The 15,327-nt window shown below is 58.7% G+C and carries 13 protein-coding genes; 11 read left to right on the top strand and 2 right to left on the bottom strand.

Annotated features, from left to right (window positions below; genetic code table 11):
* Positions 1–96: 96 nt before the first annotated feature.
* The 5 genes from minC to V476_RS19225 all read left to right on the top strand — a co-directional run bounded on the left by minC (position 97) and on the right by V476_RS19225 (position 4,318).
* Positions 97–837, top strand: coding sequence for a septum site-determining protein MinC (gene minC, locus V476_RS19245; RefSeq protein WP_003421295.1), 741 nt, complete (start codon positions 97–99; stop codon positions 835–837).
* Positions 838–1,068: 231 nt separating this feature from the next.
* On the top strand, positions 1,069–1,881 hold the full coding sequence (gene minD / locus V476_RS19240) for a septum site-determining protein MinD (RefSeq protein WP_003317454.1): 813 nt from the start codon (positions 1,069–1,071) through the stop codon (positions 1,879–1,881).
* Positions 1,881–2,135 carry a cell division topological specificity factor MinE gene (minE, locus tag V476_RS19235; RefSeq protein ID WP_003317453.1) on the top strand — a complete coding sequence of 85 codons (255 nt, stop codon included), beginning with the start codon at positions 1,881–1,883 and terminating at the stop codon, positions 2,133–2,135. Before minD ends, minE begins: the two co-directional genes overlap by 1 nt.
* Before the next feature lie 90 nt (positions 2,136–2,225).
* Entirely contained in the window at positions 2,226–2,861 is a 636-nt protein-coding gene (locus V476_RS19230) for an RluA family pseudouridine synthase (protein WP_003390888.1), read from the top strand.
* A gap of 167 nt (positions 2,862–3,028) precedes the next feature.
* The gene (locus V476_RS19225; protein ID WP_003368366.1) at positions 3,029–4,318 is read left to right on the top strand and encodes a M18 family aminopeptidase; all 1,290 of its coding nucleotides are present in this window, start codon (positions 3,029–3,031) and stop codon (positions 4,316–4,318) included.
* 255 nt (positions 4,319–4,573) lie between these two features.
* On the opposite strand, the gene V476_RS19220 is transcribed toward V476_RS19225, so the two are convergent.
* Positions 4,574–8,146 carry a beta strand repeat-containing protein gene (locus V476_RS19220; RefSeq protein ID WP_428838814.1) on the bottom strand — a complete coding sequence of 1,191 codons (3,573 nt, stop codon included), beginning with the start codon at positions 8,144–8,146 and terminating at the stop codon, positions 4,574–4,576.
* Between the two features lie 812 nt (positions 8,147–8,958).
* Positions 8,959–9,678, bottom strand: a complete 720-nt coding sequence (locus V476_RS19215; protein WP_003390893.1) for a UTRA domain-containing protein — start codon at positions 9,676–9,678, stop codon at positions 8,959–8,961.
* Positions 9,679–10,032: 354 nt separating this feature from the next.
* On the opposite strand from V476_RS19215, the gene V476_RS19210 reads away from it, so the two are divergent.
* From V476_RS19210 to V476_RS19185, 6 genes are all read left to right on the top strand, one after another.
* Positions 10,033–11,100 carry an ABC transporter substrate-binding protein gene (locus tag V476_RS19210; protein ID WP_024959870.1) on the top strand — a complete coding sequence of 356 codons (1,068 nt, stop codon included), beginning with the start codon at positions 10,033–10,035 and terminating at the stop codon, positions 11,098–11,100.
* A gap of 82 nt (positions 11,101–11,182) precedes the next feature.
* Positions 11,183–11,989, top strand: a complete 807-nt coding sequence (locus tag V476_RS19205; protein ID WP_024959869.1) for an alkaline phosphatase family protein — start codon at positions 11,183–11,185, stop codon at positions 11,987–11,989.
* A complete protein-coding gene (locus V476_RS19200; protein WP_003390895.1) occupies positions 11,986–12,828 on the top strand; it encodes an ABC transporter permease in 843 nt (280 codons plus the stop codon). The genes V476_RS19205 and V476_RS19200 overlap by 4 nt, the downstream gene beginning before the upstream one ends.
* Complete coding sequence (locus V476_RS19195) at positions 12,815–13,612, top strand: ABC transporter permease (protein ID WP_003346546.1); 798 nt, start codon at positions 12,815–12,817, stop codon at positions 13,610–13,612. The genes V476_RS19200 and V476_RS19195 overlap by 14 nt, the downstream gene beginning before the upstream one ends.
* A gap of 1 nt (position 13,613) precedes the next feature.
* A complete protein-coding gene (locus V476_RS19190; RefSeq protein WP_003346544.1) occupies positions 13,614–14,603 on the top strand; it encodes an ABC transporter ATP-binding protein in 990 nt (329 codons plus the stop codon).
* A gap of 64 nt (positions 14,604–14,667) precedes the next feature.
* The gene (locus V476_RS19185; RefSeq protein WP_003409519.1) at positions 14,668–15,321 is read left to right on the top strand and encodes an HAD family hydrolase; all 654 of its coding nucleotides are present in this window, start codon (positions 14,668–14,670) and stop codon (positions 15,319–15,321) included.
* Positions 15,322–15,327 lie beyond the last annotated feature (6 nt).

The raw sequence follows: 15,327 nt of genomic DNA, 5'->3' as shown, positions 1-15,327 counted from the left end.
CGCGCATTCTACAACGGTTCTAGCCGCTTGCGGCTCGCGGGCGTTCTCGCTATAAGTCTCGGCACTTTTAGCGACAAGCTGTTGTGTATATCAACCATGAGCCAGATTGAATCGCAAAACCCGGAACCTGTATTTCAGCTCAAGGGCAGCATGCTCGCCATCACCGTGATGGAGCTGGCCCGAACCAACCTTGAAGCGCTCGACAGGCAGTTGGCGGCCAAGGTTGCACAAGCCCCCAACTTCTTCAGCAATACGCCGTTGATCCTGGCTCTGGACAAACTCGCACCGCACGAGGGTCCGGTGGACCTCCCGGGCCTGGTGCGTATCTGTCGCCAGCACGGCCTGCGAACCCTGGCGATCCGCGCCAACCGTATCGAAGACATTGCTGCGGCGATTGCCGTCGACCTCCCGGTCCTGCCACCGTCCGGCGCACGTGAACGCGTGATCGAACCGGTTGAAGCCGAAGCACCGAAAAAAATTCCGGAAAAACCGCCCGAACCCCTGATCAAGCCGACCCGCGTGATAACCGCTCCAGTACGCGGCGGTCAGCAGATATACGCCCAGGGCGGCGACCTGGTGGTAGTCGCTCCGGTCAGTCCCGGTGCGGAACTTCTCGCTGATGGAAACATCCATGTCTACGGCCCGATGCGTGGCAGGGCACTGGCGGGAATAAAGGGCGATACCAAGGCACGGATCTTCTGTCAGCAGTTGAGTGCCGAGCTGATTTCGATTGCCGGGCAATACAAGGTGTCCGAGGACTTGCGCAGGGACCCGTTATGGGGCTCGCCGGTCCAGATCAGCTTGTCAGGTGATGTGTTGAACATCATTCGTCTTTAACGGATACTGCCGCAATTTTCAAAGCATCTCTGATTCGTCGCGAAATTGTCGTGAAGGCGGCAGGAAGTTCTAGAAAGCACTGCTTTTCAGCGGGTATATGAGTCGAAAGTAATAGCTTAGTGCTAGCTTTCCGGAATCAGACCCCAGGATTTCCAGAATGCTTCGGCGGGCGCGGCGTCAAGAGATGCCTTTCAGGGACTCAATGTCCTTTTCCTCTAGGGGTGATACACCTTGGCCAAGATTCTCGTTGTTACATCCGGCAAGGGTGGTGTGGGCAAGACCACCACCAGCGCCGCCATCGGTACCGGTCTCGCACTGCGCGGCCACAAGACAGTCATCGTCGACTTCGACGTCGGCCTGCGTAACCTCGACCTGATCATGGGTTGCGAACGTCGTGTCGTGTATGACTTCGTCAACGTGGTCAATGGCGAAGCCAACCTGCAACAGGCGCTGATCAAGGACAAGAAGATCGAAGGCCTGTTCGTGCTGGCCGCCAGCCAGACCCGCGACAAGGAAGCGCTGACCAAGGAGGGCGTTGAAAAAGTCCTCATGGAACTGAAGGAATCCTTCGAATACATCGTCTGCGATTCGCCGGCCGGTATCGAAACCGGTGCTCACCTGGCCATGTACTTCGCCGACGAAGCCATCGTCGTGACCAACCCTGAAGTCTCGTCGGTGCGCGACTCCGACCGCATGCTGGGCCTGTTGGCCAGCAAATCGCGTCGCGCCGAACGTGGCGAAGACCCGATCAAGGAACACTTGCTGCTGACCCGCTACAACCCTGAGCGCGTCAGCAAGGGCGAAATGCTCGGTGTGGAAGACGTCAAGGAAATCCTTGCCGTCACCCTGCTCGGCGTGATTCCCGAATCCCAGGCTGTACTGAAAGCTTCCAACCAGGGCGTGCCGGTCATTCTCGATGACCAGAGCGACGCGGGTCAGGCCTACAGCGATGCGGTTGACCGCCTGCTGGGCAAAACACTTGAGCACCGGTTTCTGGATGTGCATAAGAAAGGATTCTTTGAACGCCTGTTCGGGGGTAATTAATGAATATTTTTGACTTCTTTCGTGACCGCAAAAAAGGAAGCACGGCCTCGGTAGCGAAAGAGCGTCTACAGATCATCGTTGCTCACGAACGCGGCCAACGCAGTACTCCGGACTACCTTCCTGCGCTGCAGAAAGAGCTGGTGGAAGTGATCCGTAAATACGTCAATATCGAGTCTGACCAGGTACAGGTCGCTCTGGAAAGCCAGGGCAGCTGTTCGATTCTGGAACTCAATATCACCCTGCCCGATCGCTGATCAGGCAGTCGCTCGCGGCGGTATCGGTGTACTTCTACGGAAGCTGCGCCCTTGCCGCCGTTGGCGTTTTTAGCGTTTCGAGGCCGTTGCATGCCGTTGTCGAACATCCGCATCATTCATCAGGACGCCGCCGTTCTGGTGATCGATAAGCCTACCCTGCTGCTTTCCGTTCCCGGCCGTGCCGACGATAACAAGGATTGCCTGATTACCCGCCTGCAGGAAAACGGTTACCCCGAAGCGCGTATCGTCCATCGCCTGGACTGGGAAACCTCGGGCATCATTCTGCTGGCCCGTGATGCCGATACGCATCGCGAGCTGTCGCGTCAGTTTCATGACCGCGAAACCGAGAAAGCCTACACCGCGCTGTGCTGGGGCCAACCGTCACTGGACAGTGGCAGTATCGATCTGCCATTGCGCTATGACCCGCCTACCAAGCCCCGGCATGTGGTGGATCACGAGGGTGGAAAGCACGCGCTGACGTTCTGGAAGGTTGTCGAGCGGCATGATGCTCACTGTCGTGTCGAGCTCACACCGATCACCGGCCGCTCGCATCAGTTGCGGGTGCATATGCTGTCGATCGGGCATCCGCTGTTGGGTGATGGTCTGTACGCGCATCCGGAAGCGCTGGCGGCCTATCCGCGTCTGTGTCTGCATGCCAGCATGCTGAGCTTCACGCATCCTGGGACTGGCGAGCGAATGACCTTCGAGTGTGCTGCGCCGTTCTGATCTGAATGATGCGCTGACTATCTTGCAGATGCTCCGCGTCACGAAATGCATGCAACATAGAGCGTCGGCACGAGAGCCCGTCGGGCTTGTGTATCGCGATAAGCGCAACCCAAGGCAGCAAATCATCCAATACGGTAAACTCGCGCCATTGTTGTCTGGAGCTATTTATGCGCGCAGAGTTGAACAAAGGCCTCATTGATTTCCTGAAGGCCTCTCCTACCCCCTTCCACGCCACTGCCACACTCGTGCAACACTTCGAAGCCGCAGGTTTTCAGCGGCTGGACGAACGTGACACGTGGGCGGTAGAAACCGGCGGTCGTTACTTCGTTACCCGTAATGACTCTTCTATCGTCGCTTTCCGGATGGGTCGTCAGTCGCCACTCACTGGCGGCATCCGCATGGTCGGCGCACACACCGACAGCCCGTGCCTGCGGGTCAAGCCGCAACCGGAACTGCAACGTCAGGGTTTTTGGCAATTGGGCGTCGAAGTCTACGGCGGCGCTTTGCTGGCTCCCTGGTTCGATCGTGATCTGTCGCTGGCCGGTCGTGTCACTTTCCGCCGTGATGGCAAGGTGGAAAGCCAACTGATCGACTTCAAGCTGCCGATCGCCGTGATTCCCAATCTGGCGATTCACCTGAACCGCACGGCCAACGAAGGCTGGGCGATCAACGCGCAAAACGAACTGCCCCCCATTCTGGCGCAGGTTGCCGGTGACGAGCGAGCGGACTTCCGGGCGCTGCTGACCGACCAACTGGCCCGCGAACACGGACTCAATGCCGATGTGGTGCTCGATTACGAGCTGAGTTTCTACGACACTCAGGGCGCCGCCGTGGTCGGCCTCAACGGGGACTTCCTGGCAGGTGCACGCCTGGACAACCTGTTGTCGTGTTTCGCCGGGATGCAGGCACTGCTCAACACCGAGAGCGACGAAACCGCCCTGCTGGTGTGCACCGATCACGAAGAGGTCGGCTCGTCTTCTGCCTGTGGCGCAGACGGTGCGATGCTCGAGCAGATCGTCCAGCGCCTGTTGCCAAGCAGCGAAGACTACGTGCGCACGATTCAGAAGTCGCTGCTGATCTCAGCCGATAACGCCCACGGCATTCATCCCAACTACGCTGACAAGCACGACGCCAATCATGGTCCCAAGCTCAACGCCGGGCCGGTGATCAAGGTCAACAGCAACCAGCGTTACGCCACCAACAGCGAAACCGCCGGTTTCTTCCGCCATCTGTGCATGGCCGAAGAAGTCCCGGTGCAGAGCTTTGTGGTGCGCAGTGACATGGGTTGCGGCTCGACCATCGGACCGATCACTGCCAGTCATCTGGGTATTCGCACGGTAGACATCGGCTTGCCGACGTTCGCCATGCACTCTATTCGCGAACTGGCCGGCAGCCATGACCTGGCGCACCTGGTCAAGGTATTGAGCGCGTTCTATGCCAGCCACGAGTTGCCATAACGGCTGAGGCGATCACCGATAACGTGGGAGCGGCCTGCTGCTCCCGCATATTGGTGTTGACGCCCGCTAAAATGCCCATGGAAAGAAATAAAACGTTCTCTAATCACGACGATAAAAAAGATGCGTTTGCCTGCGTCATTTATAACCACCTGGTACGCAACAACAAGTCGTTAGTTTATAAAGGGACTTCATGTCCCGAATTCCATCGACGCACCCTGTCGATGATTCAGTCGTGGAGTGCTGGAATAACGCGGGCTACTCGACCTCTATCCAGTCGTCGTCCTCGTCGGGTTTATCGACAATATCGTCATCTTCGTTCACGTAATACGGTATGTCGGCTTCAACACCGTTCTCACCCGTTCTGGCAACCAGTTGCCTGTACCTCTTCCCGTCCCAGAGCCTGAAAATAAGGGTGGAGTCTTCTCCCGCCGAGAGCGTCGAGCCTTCACTGCCAATAAGCTTGCTACGCGCGCCTGCCGTCAAGATACTGTTCTTTCCAGCGGTCAATCTGCTTTGGTCTCCCGCCATCAAGGTGCAGTCATGTCCGCCGGTCAGTTTGCTTCGATCGCCGGCAGTCAGATAACTGTTATTACCGGCCAGTAGTTTGCTGCGGTCACCCGCGGTCTGATTACTGTCTGCACCGGCAATCAACCTGCTGCGATCACCCGCCAGTTGTACGCTGCCCGCACCGGCAATCAGCGTGCTGCGAAAACCTGCTGTCTGCGAGCTGCCCTTGCCGGCGATCAGCATGCTTTTATTTCCGGCGACCTGAATGCTTTCATGGCCTGCAATCAACGAGCTGCCGTAACTTGCAATCTGGTTACTGCCATAACCCGCAGTCAATGTGCTGCGAATGCCCGATGTAAGACTACTGCCATAACCGGCGATCAAAACGCTGCGAAGTCCGGCGATCAGCGTGCTGCCATAGCCTGCGGTCAGAAAACTCCTGATTCCGCTGGTCAGGGAGCTGCCATAACCGGCTATCAATGAACTGTCCTGCCCGGCCGTTGCAGTGCTGCCGTAGCCCGCAGTAAGCGAGCTTCCGTACTCTGCGGTCTGAGTACTGCCGTAACCGGCCGTAAGGGTACTTTTATAGCCGGCTGTCTGCGTACTGCCATAACCGGCGATCAGCGAGCTGGCAAAGCCGGCAGTGGAAGTACTTCCGTAGCCGGTGGTGAGCGAGCTGTTTTCCTGTGCGGTTTGCGTACTGCCGTAACCGGCGGTCAAGGTGCTCTCGTACCCCGCAGTCTGCGTACTGCCATAACCCGCAATCAACGAACTCGCGTAGCCAGCAGTGGAAGTACTGCCATAACCTGTCACCAGGTCACTGCGCTCCTGCGCGGTTTGCGTACTGCCGTAACCGGCGGTCAACGTGCTCTCGTAGCCTGCCGTCTGGGTACTGCCGTAACCTGCGATCAGCGAGCTGGAATAGCCCGCAGTAGAGGTACTTCCGTAACCTGTGGTGAGCGAGCTGTTTTCCTGAGCGGTTTGCGTACTGCCATAACCGGTCGTCAAGGTGCTCCCGTAGCCTGCCGTCTGCGTGCTGCCATAGCCGGCGATCAAGGAACTGGAATAGCCCGCAGTCGACGTGCTGCCGTAGCCGGCGATCAAGGAACTGGAATAGCCCGCAGTCGACGTGCTGCCGTAGCCTGCGACCAGGTCGCTGCGCTCCTGTGCTGTCTGTGTACTGCCATAACCTGCGGTCAGTATGCTTTTGAAACCCGCCGTCTGAGTGCTGCCGTAGCCGGCGATCAGCGAACTGTTTGACCCTGCCGTCGAAGTGCTGCCATAGCCTGTGACAAGGTCACTGTGTTCTCTGGCGGTCTGGGTACTGCCATAACCGGCGGTCAGCATGCTTCTGTAGCTCGCGGTCTGGGTGCTGCCATAACCTGCGATCAGCGAACTGCCTGAGCCTGCGGTCCCCGTACTGCCATAGCCCGCAATCAGGTCGCTACCGTCCCTGGCCGTCTGGGTACTACCATAACCAGCGGTCAGGATACTTTTGTGGCCCGCTGTCTGTGTACTCCCGTAACCCGCGATGATGAAGCTTTCATGCCCTGCGGTGCCTGTACTTCCGTAGCCGGTGGTGAGGTTACTGGCAGCCCCGGCCGTTTGCGTACTGCCATAGCCTGAGGTGAGTACGCTGCCCTGCTGTGCGGTCTGGGTACTGCCATAACCTGCCGTGAGCGAGCTTTCACTGCCCGAGGTTTGGGTGCTGCCGTAACCGGCGATCAACGAGCTGTCAGCGCCAGCTGTTCCCGTACTGCCATACCCGGCCGTCAGGGTGCTGCCTTCACGGGCAGTCTGGGTACTGCCATAGCCTGCGGTGAGCGAACTTTCGCTGCCTGATGTCTGCGTGCTGCCATATCCTGCGATCAGCGAACTGTCGGCGCCTGCCGTTCCAGTACTGCCGTAGCCCGCAGTCAGGTTGCTGCCCTCCTGGGCGGTCTGTGTACTGCCGTAACCTGCTGTCAGCGCACTGTCACTTCCCGAGGTCTGCGTGCTGCCGTATCCCGCGATCAGCGAACTGTCGGCACCTGCTGTGCCAGTGCTGCCGTAGCCCGCAGTCAGGTTGCTGCCTTCCTGAGCCGTCTGTGTACTGCCGTAACCTGCTGTCAGCGCACTGTCACTTCCCGAGGTCTGCGTGCTGCCGTATCCCGCGATCAGAGAGCTGTCGACACCTGCTGTACTCGTGCTGCCGTACCCCGCCGTCAGATTGCTGCCCTCCTGGGCCGTCTGCGTACTGCCGTAACCCGCCGTGAGCGAACTGTCGCTGCCCGAGGTTTGCGTGCTGCCGTAACCGGCGATCAGCGAGCTGTCGGAACCTGCCGTGCCGGTGCTGCCATACCCAGCAGTGAGATTGCTGCCTTCCTGAGCCGTTTGCGTGCTGCCGTAACCTGCGGTCAGGGCGCTGTCGCTTCCCGAAGTCTGTGTGCTGCCATAGCCGGCGATCAACGAGCTGTCGGCACCTGCGGTACCAGTGCTGCCGTACCCGGAGGTCAGGTTGCTGCCTTCCTGAGCAGTCTGCGTGCTGCCGTAGCCTGCGGTCAGCGAACTGTCGCCGCCCGAAGTTTGGGTACTGCCGTAACCGGCGATCAACGAGCTATCCGAGCCCGCAGTGCCGGTACTGCCATACCCTGCGGTGAGATTGCTGCCTTCCTGAGCCGTTTGCGTGCTGCCGTAACCCGCCGTGAGCGAGCTGTCTTCTCCGGAAGTCTGAGTACTGCCGTAACCGGCGATCAACGAACTGTCCGAGCCCGCCGTGCCGGTGCTGCCGTACCCGGCCGTCAGGTTGCTGCCTTCCTGGGCCGTTTGCGTGCTGCCGTAACCCGCTGTGAGCGAGCTGTCTTCTCCGGAAGTCTGAGTACTGCCGTAACCGGCGATCAACGAACTATCCGAGCCAGCTGTTCCCGTACTGCCATACCCTGCCGTCAGGTTGCTGCCTTCGCGGGCGGTCTGGGTGCTGCCGTAACCCGCCGTCAGCGCGCTGTCCCCTCCGGCGGTCTGGGTGCTTCCATAGCCTGCTACCAGCGAGCTGTCGGAGCCGGCGGTGCCCGTACTTCCATAACCGGCAATCAGATCACTGTGGTTGCCAGCAGTCTCGTTACTGCCATAACCGGCAATGAGTCGACTGTGGTTGTCGCCGCTCAACGTGCTGCCGTAAGTGGCGGTCTGCAAATTCTGCGGCGTCGTCACCGGCAGGGTATTTACCGGGGGGGCAGCCGCGCTGACCAACGCCACATCGAACACTTCATGACTGGCCTGTTCGGCCACCGGTAACGTGACATTTGCTGTCGCGGGCGTGGGTGGGGGCGTGGCCGCGGTCATTGGCGTTGGCGTTGATGCAGGGTCGGCCTGACGTGCCGAAATAAAGTGTGACGCGCTGATCCTGTCGCCGACATGAACCACCTCGGCCCGCGGAAACTTGACCATTCCCGGTTCTTCCAGACTGATGATGTCGGCAACGGCGACTTCACAGACAATCCATCGCGCATCGGCATGCACGCTTAGAAAAGCGCTGGTTCCAGCGCCCCACAGTAAACCGACCAGACCATTCTCATGCCGCCTGGTTGACTGCCAGTATTTGGATTCCACCGTGCCAGAAGCGGGCCATATAAGGCCGCAATGATCGGCCATGTTATTTGCACAGGTACGCAGCACCAACGCCTTGTCGAGATTCATTACAGCATCCTCATAGATCCTTTAAATAAAAGCAGCTGCACTTATCAAGCATTGCTTTACAGGACAACCGCCATGTCAGCCCTAATCCTAAAGTGGAACGATGGTACACATAACACCAACTAAGCAGTGCACCCCCTTCCACACTAAAAACCTACCACACCCTATTAAGAAGTATTAATTAAGATTGAGATTTTTCTTACAGCCCGCTAAAAATTAGAATAATTACTCTGGAAAATCTCATGAAAAAAACCAACTAATTTAACCCTGCACCGCCAGCAGCAATAGAATAACTCTCATTGATTTTTTTTGTTAATCAAACGCAGACCTTATACAAAACCTATTAAAGAGGCGGTGGACTGCGCAAGTTTTTATCAACGAGACGAGTATTTACTTATAAAAAACAGTCAACTAACGAGTTGCAGGTCAGCGCCCACAAAGCCGGTTTGCCACACCGGCATTCAGTCGCCATGCACCTCGGCGCGCACATGAATAGCATCATGACGCCAGTATTCGAGGTCACAGTCGATCAACCGATCTTTGCGATCGTAATTGACACGTGCAATGCGCAGGCCCGGGCTGCCAAGCGAAACCTTCAGGGCGGCAGCCGCGTCGGCATGCAACGCGGTCGGCACCATGTCGAAACGCACCTGCCCGTAATGCACGTCATAACTGCGAGCATAAAGTTCGGTGAGTGATTCGTTCAGATCATGCTCGAGAATGCCGGGGAACAACTCCGGTCTCAGGTAATGCTCGACGTAGAGCACTAGGCGCTGATCGATACGACGCGCACGGCAGATCTGGATCACGCTCGACAGCGCCGGCAGTTCCAGCATTTCGCAGATCAGCGCTGAAGCAGGTTGCAGGCGTGCTGACAAAAGCTGGGTGTGCGGCACCCGTCCCTGAGCACAGACCATTGCGTGGAAATGGCTGCGCCTGATCAGGTCATAGGCCAGTCGCGGCGGGGAGATGAACCAGCCACGCCGCTCTTCCCGATAGATCAGCCCCTGCGCCTCGAGCTGCAACAGCGCTTCACGCAAGGTGATGCGGGTGGTGGCGAATACCTCGCTGAGCTTGCGCTCTGCGGGCAACTTGCTGCCATGCGGCAACAGGCCATGTTCGATCTGCTCCTGCAGCGCATGGCAAATCGTTGTTACCGCCCGTGGCACATCTTCGCGCATTCCGGTATCCATCTGGACTAGACCAGCCCTGTTACGAGGCATACATCAGTGCGGCCGACGCCGTTGGCTCCTTTGCGATGAGCCTAGGCCGGGTAGATGACTGTCCTGTTACAGGACAAATCACGTTCCATGCCAACTGCGCCGAAAACAGCCCTGAAACCCCTGCTCAGCGGGCACGTTGCGATGGTCTACGCTTAGCGCCAGGCACTGCCGGAGCCCGTGAAAAACGGTTTTGTCCGCGTAACACGACACGAAAATGTCATGCAAAACGCCTAACTTGGCTCAGGTATTGCTGATCTAGACCAAACAATCCGCAACGAACACTTCTCTCAAGAAGTGCACTAGGAGCTCCGAATGAAACATCTTTTGTTGGCATCACTCCTCGGTTCAGCCATGGCAATGAGTTCTCTGGTCATGGCTGCGGACACAGATCTTAAAACGCTGGAGGCTGCTGCCAAGGCTGAAGGCGCGGTCAACAGCCTCGGCATGCCGGATGACTGGGCAAACTGGGGCGGCATCTGGAAAGACCTGGAAGCCAAATATGGCCTCAAGCACATGGACACCGACATGAGTTCGGCCCAGGAGATCGCCAAGTTTGAGGCGGAGAAAGACAACGCCAGCGGTGATATTGGCGACGTAGGCGCAGCGTTCGGCCCTATCGCCACAGCAAAAGGCGTTACCCAGCCTTACAAGCCAACCACCTGGGATCAGATCCCGACCTGGGCCAAGGACAAGGACGGCCACTGGGCGCTGGCCTACACCGGCACCATCGCCTTCATCGTCAACAAAAACCTGCTGCACGGCTCTGAAATCCCGAAAAGCTGGGCTGACCTGAAAACCGGCAAATACAAGGTTTCCATCGGCGACGTGAGCACTGCGGCTCAGGCTGCCAATGGTGTACTGGCAGCAGCCATCGCCATGAAAGGGGACGAAACCAACATCGCACCGGGCCTGGCACTGTTCACCGATCTGGCCAAACAGAAGCGTCTGTCACTGGCCAACCCGACCATTCAGACCATCGAGAAAGGCGAAATCGAAGTCGGTGTGGTCTGGGACTTCAATGGCCTGAGCTACAAAGCCAAGATGACCAAACCCGATGATTACGTGGTGCTGATCCCGTCGGATGGCTCGGTGATTTCCGGCTACACCACCATCATCAACAAATACGCCAAGCACCCGAACGCCGCCAAGCTGGCGCGTGAGTACACCTTCAGCGATGCGGGTCAGATCAGGCTGGCAGAAGGCAATGCACGCCCGATTCGCGTAGAGCACATCAAACTGCCTGAAGACGTTCAAGCCAAACTGCTGCCGCAAGACCAGTACAAGAATGCCAAGCCGATCAAAGAAGCGGATAAGTGGGAGGCAACCTCCAAAGCGCTGCCTCAGAAGTGGCAAGAACAAGTCATCATCGAGATGAACTGATCGCCACTGCGACTCAGGAATGGAGTCGTATGAAGCGGGCGAGTCACTCTCGCCCGCACTCTTTCGCCCGAGCGAGTCGCCCATGAAGCACAACGTCATCCTGATCGTCCTAGACGGCCTCAATTACGAAGTCGCCCGCCATGCGATGGGCCACCTGCAAGCCTGGCACGCTGCAGGCCGGGCCGCGCTCTACAAGATGGAATGCGAACTGCCCGCCCTCTCCCGCCCGCTTTACGAATGCATACTGACCGGTGTCGCGCCCATCGACAGCGGCATCGTGCATAACAACGTCTCGCGCCTGTCGAATCAGCGCAGCATCTTTCACTATGCTCGCGACGCCGGGCTGAGCACGGCAGCGGCGGCCTATCACTGGGTCAGCGAGCTGTACAACCGCACGCCGTTCGACCCGGCACGCGATCGCCACACCGAGGCCGCGGATCTGCCGATTCAGCACGGGCTGTTCTACTGGGCCGATCACTACCCTGATTCGCACCTGTTCGCCGACGCCGAAAGTCTGCGCCTTAGGCACGCCCCGAACTTTCTACTGATCCACCCCATGAACATTGACGACGCCGGGCACAAGCACGGCCTCGACACTGCGCAATACCGCAACAGCGCCCGCAGCGCCGACATCATTCTGGCTGACTACCTGCAACGCTGGCTGGACGCGGATTATCAAGTGCTGGTGACAGCCGACCACGGCATGAACAGTGACCGCTCGCACAACGGGCTGCTGCCGGAAGAGCGTGAAGTACCGCTGTTCGTCATCGGCGATGCCTTCAGCCTGAATGTCGACGCCGCGCCGCGCCAGACCGATCTGTGCGGCACCGTTTGCGAGCTGCTGGGTATCCCTCACGACAAACCGGTCTGCCGGGAGATTCTCAGTTGACGACCTTTTCCCGAGGCAAGTGGCTGGGGCTTTTGTGCCTGCTGCCGTTCGCCGTATTTTTCATCGTGTTTCAGATCGCACCGCTGCTGTGGGTCGCGATTCACAGCCTGCAAAGCGACGCCGGCTGGGGCTGGGAAAACTTCATCCGGGCGTTCAGCTCGAAGTTCTATCGGCAGGCCATTCAGTACAGCCTGGAGATCAGCTTCTGGTCGAGCCTGTTCGGCATCATCATCTCCGTTCTGGGCGCCTATTCACTGCGCAAGGTGGATTCGCGGCTGCGCGATTTCGTCAACTCGTTCGCCAACATGACCAGCAATTTTGCCGGCGTTCCACTGGCGTTCGCGTTCATTATCCTGCTGGGGTTCAACGGCGCGCTGACCCTGATCCTCAAGCAGACCGGGATCATCGATGACTTCAACCTGTATTCCAAGACCGGACTGATCATCCTTTATACCTACTTCCAGATCCCCCTCGGCGTGCTGCTGCTCTACCCCGCATTCGATGCCGTCCGCGAAGACTGGAACGAGTCGGCAGCGCTGCTGGGGGCCAGCAGCTATCAGTTCTGGCGCTACATCGGCCTGCCGGTGCTGACCCCGGCGCTGCTCGGCACTTTCGTCATTCTGCTGGCCAATGCGCTAGGCGCGTATGCCACGGTTTACGCGCTGACCACCGGCAATTTCAACGTATTGCCCATCCGTATCGCGGCGATGGTCGCGGGCGATATCACGCTGGATCCGAACATGGCCAGCGCGCTGGCGATGATTCTGGTGGGGCTCATGACCCTGGTCACCGTGGTCCATCAGTGGTTGTTGAGAAGGAGCTACCATGTCACGCGTTGAACGAGGGCCTGCGAGCATTTATCACAAGACGGTGGTCTACCTGCTGTTCCTGATCCTGTTGCTGCCGCTGGCCGGCACTTTCCTGTACTCGATCGCGACCAGTTGGTCGGCGACCATTCTGCCCAGCGGCCTGACCTTCAAATGGTACGTGGCGCTGTGGAGCGACCCACGCTTTCTGACGGCATTCGGCCAGTCATTGCTGGTCTGCATCGGCGCACTGGTTCTTTCGGTGGTGCTGATTCTGCCCCTGCTGTTCGTCGTGCATTACTACTTTCCGCGCCTCGACGGGCTGATGAACATCCTCATCCTGCTGCCGTTCGCCGTGCCGCCTGTGGTCTCCTCGGTCGGCCTGCTACAGCTGTATGGCTCAGGTCCCATGGCGATGGTCGGCACACCGTGGATTCTGATCGGCTGTTACTTCACGGTCGCCCTGCCCTTCATGTACCGCGCCATCACCAACAACCTGCAGGCCATCAACCTGACAGACCTGATGGACGCCGCCCAGTTGCTCGGCGCCAGCACCTGGCAGGCGGCGTTCATGGTCGTGCTGCCCAACCTGCGCAAAGGTCTGATGATTGCCCTGCTGCTGTCGTTCTCGTTCCTGTTCGGCGAATTCGTGTTCGCCAACCTGCTGGTCGGTACGCGTTATGAAACCCTGCAGGTCTACCTCAACAACATGCGCAACAGCAGCGGTCACTTCAACAGTGCGCTGGTGATTTCCTATTTCCTCTTCGTGCTGGTGCTGACCTGGGCCGCCAATCGACTGAACAAGGACAAAGACTGAGATGAGTTTTGTCAGCATTGAAAACCTGCAGAAAAGCTACGCCAGCACGTCAGTGTTCAGCGACATCAACTGCAGCATCGCGAAGGGCGAATTCGTTACCTTGCTGGGCCCGTCGGGCTGCGGAAAATCCACCTTATTGCGCTGCATCGCCGGGCTGACCCCGGTCAACAGCGGGCGCATTCTGCTCGATGGCAGCGACCTTGTGCCGCTCACGCCGCAAAAGCGCAACATCGGCATGGTGTTCCAGAGCTATGCGCTGTTTCCCAACATGACCGTCGAGCAAAACGTTGCCTTCGGGCTGCGCATTCAGAAAGTCAGTGCCGACGAGAGCGCAAGGCGCGTTGCCGAGATTCTGCGCATGGTCGAGCTGCACGATTTTGCCACGCGTTACCCACATCAACTGTCCGGTGGGCAATGCCAGCGGGTGGCGCTGGCGCGCTCACTGGTCACTCGCCCGCGTCTACTGCTGCTCGATGAGCCGCTGTCAGCGCTGGATGCGCGGATTCGCAAGAACCTGCGCGAACAGATCCGCGCCATTCAGCGCGAGCTGAGCCTGACCACTATTTTCGTGACCCACGACCAAGAAGAAGCGCTGACCATGTCAGACCGTATCTTCCTGATGAACCAGGGCCGGATCGTGCAGAGCGGCGACGCCGAAACCCTCTATACCGCGCCTGTGGACGTGTTCGCCGCAGGCTTCATCGGCAACTACAACCTGTTGGAAGCCGACGATGCCACTCGCCTGATGCAGCGCCCGATCAACAGCCGTGTGGCGATCCGCCCTGAGTCGATCCAATTGAGCCTGACGGGCGAACTGGAAGGCGAAGTACGCAGTCACAGTCTGCTCGGCAACGTCATCCGCTACCGGGTGCAGGCCCGTGGCGTAGACCTTGTGGTCGACGTACTGAACCGCAGCGCCGACGACCTGCACCCGGACGGAAGGCGTGTAACACTGAACATCGAACCGTCGGCGCTGTGCGCGCTTGACTGACGCAACCGCCGAGCTTTCGCTTGAAGCTTGAAGCTAACGTAACCAACACTGAGGATAAGCACACATGCCCCTGGCAATTTTCGACCTGGACGAAACCCTGATCGGTGGTGACTGCGCCACGCTCTGGAGCGAGCAGATGGGTCGCCTGGGCTGGGTTGACTCGACGTCGTTCATGCAACGCAACGACGAACTGATGGCCGCCTACAGCGCGGGCGAGCTCGCGATGGAAGACTACATGGCCTTCAGCCTGGAACCCATGGCTGGCCGTACCCCCGAAGAAATCGATCATCTGGTCGGCCCTTGGGTCGAGGACGTCATCGAGCCGATTATCTACAGCGACGCCTGCACGTGCATTGCAAAGCACCGCGCCAAGGGTGACCGCATTCTGGTGATCTCGGCGTCGGGCGTGCATCTGGTCAAGCCGATCGCCGAACGCCTCGGCATCGACGAGGTGCTGGGTATCGAACTGGACGTGCAGCATGGCGTCTACAGCGGTGCCACCGTCGGCGTGCTGACCTATCGGGAAGGCAAGATCACGCGCCTGATGGAGTGGCTGGATGCCGAGGGGGAAAATCTCGAGGGTGCGAGTTTCTATTCAGATTCGCGCAATGACCTGCCGCTGCTGCTCAAGGTTGACCACCCTAACGTGGTCAACCCCGATGCCGTGTTACTGGAACACGCGCAGAAAGCTGGCTGGCCGGTGCACGACTGGAGCTGAGTCCAG

The organism is Pseudomonas syringae KCTC 12500, from assembly GCF_000507185.2.
Taxonomy (GTDB): domain Bacteria; phylum Pseudomonadota; class Gammaproteobacteria; order Pseudomonadales; family Pseudomonadaceae; genus Aquipseudomonas; species Aquipseudomonas syringae.
This window is presented reverse-complemented; position numbering and strand designations above follow the sequence as displayed.

Bases quoted from the DNA above. Each gene is read 5' to 3' on its own strand.
- V476_RS19205 (WP_024959869.1), top strand. From the start codon at position 11,183: ATGAAGCACAACGTCATCCTGATCGTCCTAGACGGCCTCAATTACGAA.
- V476_RS19210 (WP_024959870.1), top strand. From the start codon at position 10,033: ATGAAACATCTTTTGTTGGCATCACTCCTCGGTTCAGCCATGGCAATG.
- minC (WP_003421295.1), top strand. From the start codon at position 97: ATGAGCCAGATTGAATCGCAAAACCCGGAACCTGTATTTCAGCTCAAG.
- minE (WP_003317453.1), top strand. From the start codon at position 1,881: ATGAATATTTTTGACTTCTTTCGTGACCGCAAAAAAGGAAGCACGGCC.
- V476_RS19190 (WP_003346544.1), top strand. From the start codon at position 13,614: ATGAGTTTTGTCAGCATTGAAAACCTGCAGAAAAGCTACGCCAGCACG.
- V476_RS19230 (WP_003390888.1), top strand. From the start codon at position 2,226: ATGCCGTTGTCGAACATCCGCATCATTCATCAGGACGCCGCCGTTCTG.
- V476_RS19215 (WP_003390893.1), bottom strand. From the start codon at position 9,678: ATGCGCGAAGATGTGCCACGGGCGGTAACAACGATTTGCCATGCGCTG.
- V476_RS19220 (WP_428838814.1), bottom strand. From the start codon at position 8,146: ATGACCGCGGCCACGCCCCCACCCACGCCCGCGACAGCAAATGTCACG.
- V476_RS19225 (WP_003368366.1), top strand. From the start codon at position 3,029: ATGCGCGCAGAGTTGAACAAAGGCCTCATTGATTTCCTGAAGGCCTCT.
- V476_RS19185 (WP_003409519.1), top strand. From the start codon at position 14,668: ATGCCCCTGGCAATTTTCGACCTGGACGAAACCCTGATCGGTGGTGAC.
- V476_RS19195 (WP_003346546.1), top strand. From the start codon at position 12,815: ATGTCACGCGTTGAACGAGGGCCTGCGAGCATTTATCACAAGACGGTG.